The organism is Klebsiella sp. MPUS7 (assembly GCF_009905335.1).
Taxonomy (GTDB): Bacteria; Pseudomonadota; Gammaproteobacteria; order Enterobacterales; family Enterobacteriaceae; genus Klebsiella; species Klebsiella grimontii.
The window spans coordinates 5,681,290-5,695,194 of sequence record NZ_CP047604.1; the positions used below are offsets into that span (position 1 = coordinate 5,681,290).

The following is a 13,905-nucleotide window of genomic DNA, read 5'->3' on the forward strand; positions in this document are numbered from 1 at the left end:
TAAAAGCAATGAAAACAAACACAAGCTTGATCCTCACCGTTGCCATCCTGGCGTTGTCCGGTTCCGCTTTAGCCGAAGTCAAAATCGCCCTCGTGGCGAAATCATTGGGAAATGGATTCTTCGAAGCAGCGAACGTCGGCGCGCAGGAGGCGGCCAAAGAGTTAGGCGATGTCAAAGTGATCTATACCGGCCCGACCACTACCACCGCCGAAGCGCAGATCGAAGTGCTCAATGGTTTGATCGCCCAGGGGGTGGATGCGATCGCCATTTCCGCTAACGATCCCGACGCCGTGGTGCCGGTGCTGAAAAAAGCGATGCAGCGCGGTATTAAGGTGGTCTCCTGGGACTCCGGCGTCGCGCCAGCGGGCCGCCAGATCCACCTTAACCCATCCAACAATGCGCTGATTGGCGAAACCAACGTCAAGCTCGCCGCCGATGCGCTGAAAGCGCTGAACGTAGAAAAAGGCGATGTGGCGATTTTAAGCGCCACCCCCACCTCCACCAACCAGAACATCTGGATTGAGGAGATGAAAAAGGTGCTGCCGCAGTACCCGTCCGTCAATCTGGTGACCGTCGCCTACGGGGACGATCTGTCGGATAAAAGCTACCGCGAAGCGGTGGGCCTGCTGAAGTCATACCCGGATCTGAAAGTGATTGTTTCGCCTTCGTCGGTAGGGATCGTGGCCGCCGCGCAGGCGGTAAAAGATCAGGGCAAAATCGGCAAGGTCTACGTCACCGGGCTGGGGCTGCCGTCGGAAATGGCCGGGGCGATTAAATCCGGCGCCAGCAAAAGCTTCGCCATCTGGAACCCGATTGACCTCGGCTACGCCGCCACGTATCTGGCCGACGATTTAGTCAAAGGCACGGCGACCAAAACCGAAGCCAATATGGGCAAGCTGGGCAAAGTGAAGCTGGACGCCGACGGTAGCGGCGCGATGGCCGAGCCGTTCGTCTACGATGCCAGCAACATCGATAAGTTCTCAAAAATCTTCTGATCCCCCTTACCCGGCCCTCTCACCTCAAGGGAGAGGGAACAACCCCCTCCCTCGCTCTTTGGGGGAGGGTAAAGGGTAATTTTACGGAGAACTATCATGTCAGCATCCACCCCATTGCTGTCGCTGAAGGGTATCACCAAGGTTTTTCCCGGTGTGCGCGCCCTTGAAAACGTGCAGCTCGATCTGTGGCCCGGCAAAGTGACCGCTTTAATCGGCGAAAACGGCGCGGGGAAATCGACGCTGGTCAAAGTGATGACCGGCATTTATCAGCCCGAAGAGGGCGAGATTCTCTATAAAGCGATCCCTATCCAACTGCCGAACCCGGAGTCGGCGCACAAGGTCGGGATCACCGCGATTCATCAGGAAACCGTGCTGTTCGACGAACTCTCGGTCAGCGAAAATATCTTCGTCGGCCAGTACCTGCACACCGGCCTGCTGAAGAAGCTCGACTGGCCCGCCATGCACCGCAAAGCCAGCGAAATTCTCACCCGCCTTGAGGTGCAGATTGACCCGCGCGCGACGCTGAAAACCCTCAGCATCGCCCAGCGCCATATGGTCGCCATTGCCCGGGCGCTCTCCTTTGAAGCCCAGGTGGTGATCCTCGATGAGCCGACCGCCGCGCTCTCGCAGCATGAAATTCTGGAGTTTTATCAAATCGTTGAGCGCCTGAAGCAGGACGGCAAAGCGATCCTGTTTATCTCGCATAAGTTCGATGAGATTTTCGAGCTGGCGGACTACTACACCATTCTGCGCGACGGCGTGTACGTCAGCTCCGGCGCGATTAACGACATCACCGAAGAGCGGATGGTGGCGATGATGGTGGGCCGCGCGATTACCCAAACCTATCCGAAAGTCGACTGTATTCCGGGAGAAACGGTGCTGGAGGTAAAAGACCTCTGCCACCCCACCGAGTTCGCCCATATCAGCTTCAGCCTGCGCAAAGGGGAGATTCTTGGCTTTTACGGCCTGGTGGGCGCCGGGCGCACCGAGCTGATGCAGGCGCTCTCCGGGGTCTCGCATCCCTCTTCCGGCGATATCGTGCTGAAGGGCAAACCGATGCGCTTTCGCCAGCCCGCCGACGCCATCAGCGCCGGTATCGTCTGCGTGCCGGAAGAGCGGCAGAAGCAGGGAGCGATTATCGCCCTGCCGATCGCCCAGAACATCAGCCTGCCGCAGCTCAGCAAACTGAACCCCGGCGGCGTGCTTAACGACGCCCGCGAATGGCGGCTGGCGGATGAGTACGCCTCGCGCCTGCAGGTTAAGGCCTTTAGCTGGCGGCAGGCAGTGGAGACCCTTTCCGGCGGCAATCAGCAAAAAGTGGTGATCGGTAAATGGCTGGCGACCCATCCCGAGGTGATTATCCTCGACGAACCGACCAAAGGCATCGATATCGGCTCCAAAGCGGCGGTGCACCAGTTTATGTCCGAACTGGTCAGCCAGGGGCTGGCGGTGATTATGGTCTCTTCGGAGCTGCCGGAAGTGATGGGTATGGCCGACCGGATTATCGTGATGCATGAAGGGCTGATGGTCGCCGAGTATCGCGCCGGTGAAGCGACGGCGGAAACCATCGTCAGCGCTGCCAGCGGCATTGGTCAGGAGGCAGCGTAATGTGGCGACAACTACTGAAACACCGCGAAGCGCTGCTGGCGGCGGTCGTCATTTTGATGATCGGTGCGATCGGCAGCCGGGCGCCGTCATTCGTCTCGCCGGGCAATCTGGTGGAGATGTTTAACGACACCGCCATTCTCATCATCCTCGCCCTCGGCCAGATGATGGTGCTGCTCACCAAAGGCATCGATCTGTCGATGGCCGCCAACCTGGCGCTCACCGGGATGATCGTCGCCCTGCTCAACGCCCACTATCCGGGTATCCCGGTGGCGGCGCTGCTGGCGCTGGCGACCCTGCTGGGCCTGCTGATGGGGATGATTAACGGTCTTCTGGTCTGGCGGCTCGGTATTCCGGCCATCGTGGTCACCTTGGGCACCATGAGTATTTACCGCGGGATTATCTTCCTGCTCTCCGACGGTGGCTGGGTGAACTCGCACCAGATGAGCGCCGATTTTCTCGGCCTGCCGCGCGCCTCGCTGCTGGGGCTGCCGCTGCTGAGCTGGTGCGCCATCGCCGCGCTGCTGCTGGTGGGCTATTTCCTGCGCTACAGCCGTACCGGCCGGGCCTTGTACACCGCGGGCGGCAACGCGACGGCGGCGTACTACACCGGGATTAACGCCGGAAAAATGCAGTTTGTCAGCTTCTGCCTCTCCGGCGCGCTGGCCGGGTTCTGCGGCTATCTGTGGATCTCGCGTTTCGCCGTCGCCTATGTCGATGTCGCCAACGGTTTTGAACTGCAAGTGGTCGCCGCCTGCGTCATCGGCGGCATCAGCACCATGGGCGGAACAGGTCGCGTGATCGGCTGCCTGTGCGGCGCGCTGTTCCTCGGCGTTATCAATAACGCGCTGCCGGTGATTGGCATTTCGCCGTTCTGGCAAATGGCCATTTCCGGCGCGGTGATCGTGATTGCGGTGCTGCTTAACGAGCGCAGCAATAAGACCCACGGGCGGTTAATCCTGCGCAACGCGGCGCTGGCGCGGCAGAAACAAGCGGTGAAATCATGAGCAAAATAATGATGTCTGAAGAGATGAAAAGCGCCCCGGCCGCGCCGTCGCCGCTGCGTCGTCTGCTGTGCTGGGAAGGGTTTCTGCTGGCGGTGACCCTCGCGGTATTCGTGGTTAACGCCCTGGCGTCGCCCTGGTTCCTTAATATCTGGAACCTGTCGGACGCCACGTTTAACTTCACCGAAAAAGCGATCATCGTGCTGCCGATGGCGATGTTGATTATCGCCAGAGAGATCGACCTTTCGGTGGCGTCGACGATGGCGCTGAGCTCAACGGCAATGGGCTTCTGCGCGGCGGCGGGTATGGATACGCCGCTGCTGGTGGCCGTCGGGCTGGGCGTGGGGCTGCTGTGCGGCCTGTTCAACGGTATCCTGGTGACGCGCTTTAACCTGTCGTCGATCGTCATCACCATCGGCACCATGAGCCTGTATCGCGGGATAACCTACATTCTGCTCGGCGACAAGGCGCTCAACCACTACCCGGACAGCTTCGCCTGGTTCGGCCAGGGCTACGTATGGGGGGCGCTCTCTTTTGAGTTCGCGCTGTTTATCCTCCTCGCCGCCGCCTTTACCTTCCTGCTGCATAAAACCAACTTTGGCCGCCGGACCTACGCCATCGGCAATAACCCGACCGGGGCCTGGTTCTCTGGGATCAACGTTAAGCGCCACAATCTGATGCTGTTCGCGCTGGTCGGGCTGATGGCCGGGCTGGCGGCGGTACTGCTGACCTCGAGGCTCGGCAGCACGCGTCCGACGCTGGCGATGGGCTGGGAGCTGGCGGTCGTCACCATGGCGGTGCTCGGCGGCGTCAATATTCTCGGCGGCTCCGGCAGCATGGTGGGGGTGATTATCGCCGCCTTCCTGATGGGGCTGGTGACGTTTGGCCTGAGCCTGCTCAACGTGCCGGGGATCGTGATGTCGATCATCATCGGCGCGATGCTGATCGTGGTGATCTCGCTGCCGATTATTACCCGGCGGATGATGCAGCGAAGACGAATTTAATTTCCCCCTCATCCTCAATCCCGGAGGCGGTGCTACGCACCTGTCCGGGCTACCGGCCCACCCTGTAGCCCGGGTAAGGCGCCAGCCGCGACCCGGGGATGGGTGAGGGGAAACGGATTTCCCAAAATCAATATTAAGGAGAATTATCATGAGTTTTATGTTGGCACTGCCCAAAATCAGCCTTCACGGCGCAGGCGCAATCGGCGATATGGTCAAGCTGGTGGCGGGTAAACGCTGGGGCAAGGCGCTGATCGTCACCGACGGCCAACTGGTGAAGCTGGGGCTGCTCGACAGCCTGTTCGCCGCTATGGATGAACAGCAGATGGCTTACCATCTGTTTGACGAGGTGTTCCCTAACCCCACCGAGGCGCTGGTGCAAAAAGGCTACGCGGCGTATTGCGAGGCCGGGTGCGATTACCTTATCGCCTTCGGCGGCGGCAGCCCGATTGATACCGCCAAAGCGGTCAAAATCCTCACCGCCAACCCGGGGCCATCGACCGCCTACTCCGGGGTCGGCAAAGTGACCAACCCCGGCGTGCCGCTGGTGGCGATCAACACGACCGCCGGAACGGCGGCGGAGATGACCAGCAACGCGGTGATCATCGACGCCGAGCGCCAGGTGAAAGAGGTGATTATCGACCCCAATATCATCCCGGATATTGCCGTCGATGACGCCAGCGTGATGCTGGATATTCCGCCCGCCATTACCGCCGCCACCGGCATGGACGCACTGACCCACGCCATTGAAGCCTTCGTGTCCGTTGGCGCGCATCCGCTGACCGACGCCAACGCCCTGGAGGCGATTCGCCTGATCAACCTGTGGCTGCCGAAAGCCGTGGACGACGGACATAACCTTGAAGCCCGCGAGCAGATGGCGTTTGGCCAGTATCTGGCGGGCATGGCGTTTAACAGCGCCGGTCTCGGCCTGGTGCACGCGCTGGCCCATCAGCCGGGCGCCACCCACAACCTGCCGCACGGTGTGTGCAACGCCATCCTGCTGCCGATCATCGAAAACTTTAACCGCCCGAACGCCATCTCCCGTTTCGCCCGCGTGGCGCAGGCGATGGGCGTCGATACCCGCGGCATGAGCGATGAGGCGGCCAGCATGGAGGCGATTAACGCCATCCGCGCGCTGAGCAAACGCGTCGGCATTCCGCAAGGCTTCAGCCAGCTTGGCGTTAGCAAAGCCGATATCGAAGGCTGGCTGGACAAAGCGCTGGCCGACCCGTGCGCGCCGTGCAACCCGCGCGCCGCCAGCCGCGATGAAGTCCGCGAGCTCTATCTGGAGGCCTTATGATCCGCAAAGCTTTCGTCATGCAGGTCAACCCGGACGCGCATGAAGAGTATCAGCGCCGTCATAACCCCATCTGGCCGGAGCTCGAAGCGGTGCTGAAGGCCCACGGCGCACACCGCTACGCGATTTATCTCGATAAACAGCGCAACCTGCTGTTCGCCACGGTGGAGATTGAATCGGAAGCGCGCTGGGACGCCGTCGCCAACACGGAGGTGTGCCAGCGCTGGTGGCGCCATATGCGCGATGTGATGCCCGCCAACCCGGATAACAGCCCGGTAAGCGCGGAGCTTAAAGAGGTGTTTTATCTCGATTAAATCCATGACGGCCCCGCTGCGTTTAGCGGGGCCACCGCTTGAGGTTGAAGAGCGTTAAATCGTTCCGGGAACGGGCGTGGCCCTGAAGGCGTTTACCGCCCTGTCCATCAGCACCTGACTGTCGCTTCCGCTATCCAGTATCGTGTTTTGCGCAGAGCTCTTTTCTACCAGCACGGCGACCGCATCGAGGGCTTTTAATCTGTCCGTGGTGAGCAAGGCGCTGACCTGCGCCGCAAAACAGGCATCCTCTTCCGACGGTTGCGCCTGCGCCGCCGACGCCTCAGTTGTCGCCACGATATGGTTATTGGCAAGGTAGTTTCCCTTACCGGCAACAAGACGGATGACGATCGGCTTTATTCCCCGCAGCTTGAGATACTGGACATCGAGGGTTTCGGAAATATGATTGGCAATTATCGAGTTATTACTTCCCTCAATATACAGCAGGCCATAGGTATCATCCCGCCCATTGTCATAAGCCTGCATCGGCGGCCAGGGCTCACGATCGCGCAAGAAGTGGTTTGCCGAGATCAGATTCTCCGCGCAGTTGTTCTCCATTATCAGCATGCCTGGATAAAACGAATGGAATCGATTGCTGGTGACGCAGGAGCGTACAACGCCGGATAAGTGGACGCTGCTGGCGCCGCGCGGGAAAATATTGTTGGTAGAAATTAATAACCCGCCGAAGTTTTGCGCGTAAATGGAATAGCCTTTATAGCCTGCGCCAATCAGGTTATCGGTTATTTTTGACGCCTGCCCGGCGCCGCGGAGCTCGATACAGTTACCGCATTCGGCAATAAAGTTATTATGGATCGCCATCGCATCGCTGTTGTACGCGGTGAGGCCATGCTCGAGGTAGATGAACCCCATCCCGGTGATCCGAAAGGCGTCCTGCGCGCTAGCGATATAAATTCCGGTTTTACCGTTGGTGTAGGTATTTTCCGGGTCGTTGTTTCCCAGCCCATCATCAACAAAGTGCAGGCCATCAATACAGAAGTTTTCGAACGCCACCGAACTGATACGCGGCGCCCCGCTGCGCTTTACATAAAACGCGGCGCCGGCGTGCTCTTCATCGCCGTCCTGCGGACAAAGGTCGACCAGGATACGGCTCCCGCCCGGCCACAGATCGTGCAGGTTCGCCCATTCATCCGCTGGGGTATTAAAGCGAATGCTTGAGGAGACAAAACCATGCCCGGCGCCCATTATTTTTAAATAGCTTATATCAATCAAAACCTGCGTCGTCAGATGATAATCGCCGGGCGGGATAAAAATAGCGGCGCCCGGTTTTCCACCGTCGTTGATATCGGTTTCGGTTTGCCGGGATTTAATATCGGCGATAATACTATTAATCACTTCGCCAATATCCTGATAGGGATTACCCACCGGCCACCGCGTGACGTCATAATAATTTTCAGGCACCATAAAACCTCCTTTGATATTAAATGGAAATCAATAAAAAATATTTAAATCGTAGCTATGCCATTGTTGAATAAAACCGACATTCTGCGCTCCCGGTCATTAACCGCGGCCTTTTTCCAGCTCGCGCTTTGCCAGATCCGTTTTAATTCTTTCAAGAAAAGCGTTATTGAGCTTAAAGTAGCGCACCAGATACGCGCTGATGAAATAGCTCACCATCGGCAGCAGGGAGAACATCACGATAATGCCCTGGAGGGTCTGCGAATTTTGCTGCGGCTCATTCGCGACATAGCCGGTAAACGCCAGAATCCAGGCGACGATAGCGCCGGCCACCGCCAGCCCCATTTTCAGCATAAAAAGATTACCGGCGAAGGAGATACCGGTCAGGCGTTTACCAAATTTCCAGTCGCCGTAGTCGTCGACGTCGGACATCATTGCCCACAGAATAGGGCCAGACTGGATGAGATGCAGGACGTTAATAATGACGAACAGCGTCATCAGCGGGGTCAGCGATTGCGGATCAATAAACCACAGCGCAAACGAGAGAATACCAAGGATAATATTAATAACGCGGAACAGCGCCAGCTTATCAAAACGATCGGTAAGCGGTTTGGCAAGCACGCTGCCCAGCATATTACAGGCCACGCCCAGCGCCATAAAGAAGGTAATAAATCCGACAGACGCCTTCATCACATAGGTAGCATAATAGATGGTTACACCGCCGCGGATAAATGCCGGGAAAACGTTCAGGAAGGTAATAGAGATCATCAATAGCCACTGATCGTTTTTGATGATATCGCGCAGGTCTTTCTTTAACGACTCGTTTTGCTTCACCGACACCACCCGCTCTTTAATGCTGGAGAAGCAGAACAGGAACATTAGCGTTGCCGCGCCGCCCATAATGATCATGGTCAGTTGGAAACCGGAGGCGCGATCGCCGTTACCCAGCCAGTCCGTTAACGGCAGAATAGAGGAGGAAATAATTAATGTCGCCAGGCCATTAAGGAAAAAGCGCCAGGACAGACAGCCCATACGCTCTTTCTGATTGAGGGTAATCACGCCGCCGACTGAGCAATAGGGAATATTAATCGCGGTGTAAATCAGCGACATGACAAGGTAGGTGACCCAGGCATAGATAATCTTGCCGTTCATGCTGAGATCGGGGGTAGTAAACATCAGTACCGCGCCCAGGCCAAACGGAAACGCCATCCATAATAACCATGGGCGGAATTTACCCCAGCGCGAGACGGTGCGGTCGCAGATTGCCCCCATTAGCGGATCGCTAAAAGCGTCAAAGATACGGATAACCAGGAATAATGTGCCAACCACCCCGGCATTCAGGCCATAAACATCGGTATAAAACCACGTCAGATATAGCGCCAGGACGCTCCATATCATTCCCGACCCGGCGTCACCCATGCCGTAGCCGATCTTCTCCCTGAGCCCGAGCTTTTCATAAGCGCCTGGCTTTTCCATTGCGGTAGCAGACATAAATACACCTATTTTTTGTTAAAAGGAGCCCATGACGCTAACGTTGCGCCATTACTAAATACCTATCCCTTACAGGGAGGTAATATTAATCTTTACGCTGCTCTCGCGGATAATTAACCGGGAGACGATTTCATGCATTTCAATACTGTCCGGCTGCTGTTGATGCTTTACCATCTGGAACGCGAGGTGAGCAATTTCATTGACCGGCTGTGCCACGCTGGTAATTTTTTTGGTTTGCGCCAGCAGGGTATTATCAAAACTGGCAATAGCGATATCTTCTGGAATGGAGATACCTTTTTCTTTAAGCCCATCGATAATATAGTTGGCAGCAATATCGTTATAAACCAACAGGCATGAACAGGTACGATCTGGCTCGCTGAGCTTCTCGATAATGACATCAAGAATTTGAATATGCCCGGAAACTCTCTCACCTTCACCTTTGGTTATCCAGAACGAATTATCTTTGGCGAGCGTTAAGCCGTGGCTCGCTATTTTTTTGCTATACGACGATACCTTGCGATTATCAACGCCTTCCTGGGCAACAAAGCCAAATGAAACATGACCCGTGTGGATAAAATGTTCCGCAATGCTTTCCGCCCCGCGATCCTGATTAATCGAAACGGAATTAAAGAAGCGGGACACTTGGGTGACGATGGCGACCGGGATGCGGGTAATGGTTAACCATTCGGAAAGTTCGGCCTCCGCTTCCGTCGGTACCCATAACAAACTGTCAATGCCCATTCCCACCAGGGTATGAATAATATGTTTATCCTGCTGCGGCTGATTCTGATGCGTTTTAACGATCACCGATTTGCCAATATACCGGGCCTCTTCCTCCACTGTCGCCAGCAGTTCACAGAAGTGAGGATTCATCAGATTAGGCAACACCACGCCAATCAGCCCTGAACATTTACCGCTAAGCTGAAACGAACTCTTACTGGGCACATAGCAGAGATAATCCATCGCATCGCGTACCGCCTGCCGGGTTTCCGGCACCACGCTGGGATGATTGTTAAGCACTCGTGATACGGTCGCCGTCGAGACCCCCGCTCTTTTCGCTACGTCTTTGATCGATGCCATGATGATTGAGTACGCCCCCTAACACTGGTGCTTACTATAAATTGTGATCGCGATCGGAAATGTAAGCCAGTTCACATGTTGCTTTGTTACATGGAAGCACGTTCGGCCTTCTCAATTTAGCTGGCTGAGACAAGTTTAATCGGAAGGGCGTGTATGAAAGGGCCTCATCCTTATAATCCATGTAAACCACAACGTAGTGGATTTCATGTTCACTAAGAATGAGGCATTGGTATAATTTTTATATTATTGAAATTATTATCAATAAAAATACTATTCAATAATATGATCGTTGAATACTTAAATAATTAGAAGAAATACTTAAAGCGCAACCGCGCGCCATAGCGATCGTCGTCATCGCTCTGGCTCAGCTTATCGTCGCTATCCAGAATAGAGTAATAGGCCCCAAGATAAATATTAAAATTCTGCATATTCATCACGTTCGGAATTTGATACGACGCGTGGATAGTATGAATATTGTAGGTACCTTCGTCTTTAATCCAGCAGTCGTTCTCGCAAATGACTCCAGCATAATCGCTGATTTTGTTATGCGCGTAGATATAGCCCAGTTCGAAGCGCCGCCACAGCGCGTTCACCCCGGTGGTAAAATCTTTTTCGTTGCTGGCATCCATATAAGCGGTGTTCAGGTTCACCACCACGCCGTTATCCGGGTCGCTCTTCAGGCCGTTCCAGGTCATAGTCAGACCATAGCCGGTGCGGTCGGACTGATCGACGAAGTTGCCCTGCGCATCGTGATAGCCATAGGCGTTTTGCACCACGTTCGCTTCCATGGCCGCCGCCACGGACACTTCGTCCTTCGCCCAGGAGACCACCGGGCGCAGGTAAGCGACGTTCTTTTTCTGATCCATATCGCGACCGTGGTAACCGCCGTCGTTATACAGCGAAGTGCCGTCTTCCAACAAAGTGTTGAGCTCAAAATACCAGTTATCAAGCTGCTTGCTTAGCAGGAAGTTGCCGCCTGCGTCAGAACGCCCGCGCCCCTCTTTCATCATATAGATATAGCCATGACCGTCGCTATACAGGTCGTTGGCGGTATTGCCGGAGTGCTCGACAAAGGTATCCTGATTTAGCGGGAACATGTCGTAAGCTTCAAAACGCCCCACCTTAACCTTCCAGTCATTTTCCTGACCAAAGAAGAACGCGGCATCATCAAGATTCATCGAACCAGTCATATCCGCCAGCGGTTGGACGGTGAACCCGGCAAAATAGCCGCTGTCCGTTTTACGCATACCATCGAAGCCGAGCAGGATACGACCGTTTAAATCCCAGTTCTCGTAGGTTGGGTCGCTACCAACATCAGCGTTAGTCATCGCCAGCAAGCCACGTTTGCTTTCCGCATCCATATTGAATTCCACGTCACCGTAGATTTTCAGATCGCCATAGCCCGTTAATTTCAACTCCGGCGCGGTCATATTCTTTTTACTCTCTGCAGCCGGAGCCACGCTTTTAACCGCTACGCTGGTTTGTGCCGCCTGAATAGCGGCATCCTGTTGCGTCTGTAAATTCCGAACCTGCTCTTCCGCTACCGTCGCCCGATTCTCAGCGGCGGCAAGCCGCGCTTCCAGTTGTTCCATACGCTGTTCAAGAGTCAGGTGATTATTTTTTGCTACCGCTGAACCCGTTATTAAAGACAAACCCATGGCTATCGATAATGCTTTTTTATTCATTTTTATTTTCCGGAGGTAAAAGAGGGCCAGGTGAGTCATAAACTCACCCGTATTTATTTTTTGTTTTTTTATCAGGCAGATTTTTCTATTTTATTTTGGCTATTCACCCCGCAAACAGTTGATATTTATTCTTATCCTCATCGCTAATTTCTCTTAATATCCGACAAGGGACGCCAGCAGCGACGACATTCGCTGGTATTGAGCGATTCACCACACTTCCGGCGCCGATAACCGAGTTTTTACCAATAGTGACCCCAGGGTTGATAATCACCCCGGTGCCAAGCCATACGCCATCCTCGATGATAACCGGCTGCGAGAATTGCTGCTGGGTGTGGCGCAGATCCGGCTGAACCGGATGGCCCGCGGTGGAAATAGTCACGTTGGGCGCAAACATCACGTTATTGCCGATGATAATGTCGGCATCATCAACCAGCGTCAGGTTGAAGTTGGCGTAAAAATTATCGCCGATAGTGGTGTGAGTTCCGTAGGCAATATTAATCGGCGGTTCTATCCAGCACGCTTTACCGACGCTGGCAAACATGCGTCGAATAATATCGTCTCTTAATTCCTGATTAAAAGGATGCGAGTGATTGTACTCATAGGCCCGCGCCTTGCCCATCAGCCGCTGTTCCGGTAAACCATATCCTGAATCAAGATAGAGCTCGCCGCTGTTCATTCTTGCTTTCATATCCATAGTGCAAATTTTCCTCATCTCTCCAGCACATCCCTGTGCATTATCGACCTGTTTTCTAAACCGTCATGGCGTTATCGCGCATCTTTTCCGACGTGGCCTTGCCCGATAAGGTAAAGGCGGATATCAAGGTGACGGTCAGGGCGATGCCGCCAAGGATCATATAGGTATCCTGGAAGCCGATACGGTCATACATATTTCCGGCAAAAGCGGAGAGAAAAATCGCCGCCACCTGTTTGGAAAACTGGAAGCCGACCAGGTAAATCGTCGCCGACAGCCGAACGTCAAACACGCCGGTAATGTACTTAAACGCCCCCACCAGCAGGAACGGGACCTCCAGCGCATGGAGCATTTTCAGCGCCACCACTTCAGCGGCCGTCGTGGCGAACGATGAGCCGATCATCCTCGCCGCCATCACCATCCCGGCAATCAGCAGCGTATTCTTCGCGCCGATGCGGTTAATAATCCACGGCGAGCTGAACATGATAATCGCGTTGCATATTTCCCCGGCGGTGGTCGCGAAACCAAAGGCGCGGGTGCCCGATTCCGGCGTGGCGAAGAAAGATTTAAAGAAGGTGGCAAACTGCTGGTCAAAGACGTCATATACGCAGGCGACGCCGATAACATAGAGAATAAACATCCACATTTTGCGCTGACGGAACATGCGCACGGCGGTTTTTAAATCGACCGATGATCGGTTAGCGCCCAGCGAGTCCATCACCTGCGCGGTCTGGCTGGCCTGCGGTTTCGCGATAGCCACCAGTACGACCAGCACCAGCGCGGCGGCTGACCCCATCCAGAACACCCACTCGGGGTTAACGCTGAATAGCATCCCCGCCGTGGTAGCGCACAGCGCCCAGCCGAGGCAGCCAAAAGTCCGCGCCTTGCCGTATTCAAACCCGCTGTTGCGGCTCACGCGCTCAATATAGGCTTCCATCGCCCCGGCGCCGGCGGAGAAAACAAAGCCGATGTAGGCCCCGCCACTCAGTGCCCCGAGCCAGATATTGGTTTTCAGCAGCGGCGCAAAGACATAGAGGAAAAAGGGGGCGATCAGCACCAGCAGCACGGTCACGATCCACATCAGATGCTTTTTCAGCCCCAGCTTATCGGAGATCACGCCCAGTATCGGCTGAAAGCAGATAGCGAACAGCGACAGGCTGGAGAAAACAATACCGGTCTCGGTTTTATTCAGGCCGATGACGTCCGATAGCCAGATCGGCAAAAACGGAAAGCAGGTGGCCATAATGAAAAAGTAGAGAAAGAAGAACAGCCCGAAAATCCAGAAATTGGGGTTGTTTTTATGGGTACAGACGGTCGGGTTCATTGTGT

At 55.1% G+C, this 13,905-nt stretch carries 12 protein-coding genes; 6 read left to right on the top strand and 6 right to left on the bottom strand.

The features are described 5' to 3' along the window. Positions 1-8 precede the first annotated feature (8 nt). The 6 genes from rhaS (at position 9) to rhaM (ending at position 6,216) form a co-directional block, all read left to right on the top strand. Entirely contained in the window at positions 9-995 is a 987-nt protein-coding gene (rhaS, locus tag GUC22_RS26580; RefSeq protein ID WP_004127197.1) for a rhamnose ABC transporter substrate-binding protein, read from the top strand. Between the two features lie 96 nt (positions 996-1,091). Beyond that, on the top strand, positions 1,092-2,603 hold the full coding sequence (locus tag GUC22_RS26585) for a sugar ABC transporter ATP-binding protein (RefSeq protein WP_064411722.1): 1,512 nt from the start codon (positions 1,092-1,094) through the stop codon (positions 2,601-2,603). After that, a complete protein-coding gene (locus tag GUC22_RS26590) occupies positions 2,603-3,607 on the top strand; it encodes an ABC transporter permease (RefSeq protein ID WP_049088287.1) in 1,005 nt (334 codons plus the stop codon). Before GUC22_RS26585 ends, GUC22_RS26590 begins: the two co-directional genes overlap by 1 nt. Then, entirely contained in the window at positions 3,604-4,608 is a 1,005-nt protein-coding gene (locus GUC22_RS26595; RefSeq protein WP_160183865.1) for an ABC transporter permease, read from the top strand. The genes GUC22_RS26590 and GUC22_RS26595 overlap by 4 nt, the downstream gene beginning before the upstream one ends. 148 nt (positions 4,609-4,756) lie before the next feature. After that, complete coding sequence (fucO, locus tag GUC22_RS26600) at positions 4,757-5,905, top strand: lactaldehyde reductase (RefSeq protein WP_049085925.1); 1,149 nt, start codon at positions 4,757-4,759, stop codon at positions 5,903-5,905. Beyond that, the gene (gene rhaM / locus GUC22_RS26605) at positions 5,902-6,216 is read left to right on the top strand and encodes an L-rhamnose mutarotase (RefSeq protein WP_004870631.1); all 315 of its coding nucleotides are present in this window, start codon (positions 5,902-5,904) and stop codon (positions 6,214-6,216) included. The genes fucO and rhaM overlap by 4 nt, the downstream gene beginning before the upstream one ends. Before the next feature lie 54 nt (positions 6,217-6,270). Here the strand turns inward: rhaM and GUC22_RS26610 are convergent, their stop codons facing one another. The 6 genes from GUC22_RS26610 to GUC22_RS26635 all read right to left on the bottom strand — a co-directional run bounded on the left by GUC22_RS26610 (position 6,271) and on the right by GUC22_RS26635 (position 13,900). Further along, positions 6,271-7,635, bottom strand: coding sequence for a NosD domain-containing protein (locus GUC22_RS26610; RefSeq protein ID WP_160183866.1), 1,365 nt, complete (start codon positions 7,633-7,635; stop codon positions 6,271-6,273). A 96-nt stretch (positions 7,636-7,731) separates the two neighbouring features. Next, positions 7,732-9,120, bottom strand: coding sequence for a glycoside-pentoside-hexuronide (GPH):cation symporter (locus GUC22_RS26615; RefSeq protein WP_004870634.1), 1,389 nt, complete (start codon positions 9,118-9,120; stop codon positions 7,732-7,734). 69 nt (positions 9,121-9,189) lie between these two features. Continuing rightward, on the bottom strand, positions 9,190-10,200 hold the full coding sequence (locus GUC22_RS26620; RefSeq protein ID WP_024360586.1) for a LacI family DNA-binding transcriptional regulator: 1,011 nt from the start codon (positions 10,198-10,200) through the stop codon (positions 9,190-9,192). A 305-nt stretch (positions 10,201-10,505) separates the two neighbouring features. After that, positions 10,506-11,885: a carbohydrate porin gene (locus tag GUC22_RS26625; RefSeq protein WP_024360587.1), complete on the bottom strand. Its 1,380-nt coding sequence runs from the start codon at positions 11,883-11,885 to the stop codon at positions 10,506-10,508. 103 nt (positions 11,886-11,988) lie between these two features. Then, positions 11,989-12,579, bottom strand: a complete 591-nt coding sequence (locus tag GUC22_RS26630) for a maltose acetyltransferase domain-containing protein (protein WP_160183867.1) — start codon at positions 12,577-12,579, stop codon at positions 11,989-11,991. Between the two features lie 55 nt (positions 12,580-12,634). Further along, the gene (locus GUC22_RS26635; protein ID WP_004870643.1) at positions 12,635-13,900 is read right to left on the bottom strand and encodes an MFS transporter; all 1,266 of its coding nucleotides are present in this window, start codon (positions 13,898-13,900) and stop codon (positions 12,635-12,637) included. Positions 13,901-13,905 lie beyond the last annotated feature (5 nt).

Excerpts from the sequence above, each read along its gene's own strand:
- rhaS (WP_004127197.1), top strand. The coding sequence starts at position 9 with ATGAAAACAAACACAAGCTTGATCCTCACCGTTGCCATCCTGGCGTTG.
- GUC22_RS26585 (WP_064411722.1), top strand. The coding sequence starts at position 1,092 with ATGTCAGCATCCACCCCATTGCTGTCGCTGAAGGGTATCACCAAGGTT.
- GUC22_RS26590 (WP_049088287.1), top strand. The coding sequence starts at position 2,603 with ATGTGGCGACAACTACTGAAACACCGCGAAGCGCTGCTGGCGGCGGTC.
- GUC22_RS26595 (WP_160183865.1), top strand. The coding sequence starts at position 3,604 with ATGAGCAAAATAATGATGTCTGAAGAGATGAAAAGCGCCCCGGCCGCG.
- fucO (WP_049085925.1), top strand. The coding sequence starts at position 4,757 with ATGAGTTTTATGTTGGCACTGCCCAAAATCAGCCTTCACGGCGCAGGC.
- rhaM (WP_004870631.1), top strand. The coding sequence starts at position 5,902 with ATGATCCGCAAAGCTTTCGTCATGCAGGTCAACCCGGACGCGCATGAA.
- GUC22_RS26610 (WP_160183866.1), bottom strand. The coding sequence starts at position 7,635 with ATGGTGCCTGAAAATTATTATGACGTCACGCGGTGGCCGGTGGGTAAT.
- GUC22_RS26615 (WP_004870634.1), bottom strand. The coding sequence starts at position 9,120 with ATGTCTGCTACCGCAATGGAAAAGCCAGGCGCTTATGAAAAGCTCGGG.
- GUC22_RS26620 (WP_024360586.1), bottom strand. The coding sequence starts at position 10,200 with ATGGCATCGATCAAAGACGTAGCGAAAAGAGCGGGGGTCTCGACGGCG.
- GUC22_RS26625 (WP_024360587.1), bottom strand. The coding sequence starts at position 11,885 with ATGAATAAAAAAGCATTATCGATAGCCATGGGTTTGTCTTTAATAACG.
- GUC22_RS26630 (WP_160183867.1), bottom strand. The coding sequence starts at position 12,579 with ATGGATATGAAAGCAAGAATGAACAGCGGCGAGCTCTATCTTGATTCA.
- GUC22_RS26635 (WP_004870643.1), bottom strand. The coding sequence starts at position 13,900 with ATGAACCCGACCGTCTGTACCCATAAAAACAACCCCAATTTCTGGATT.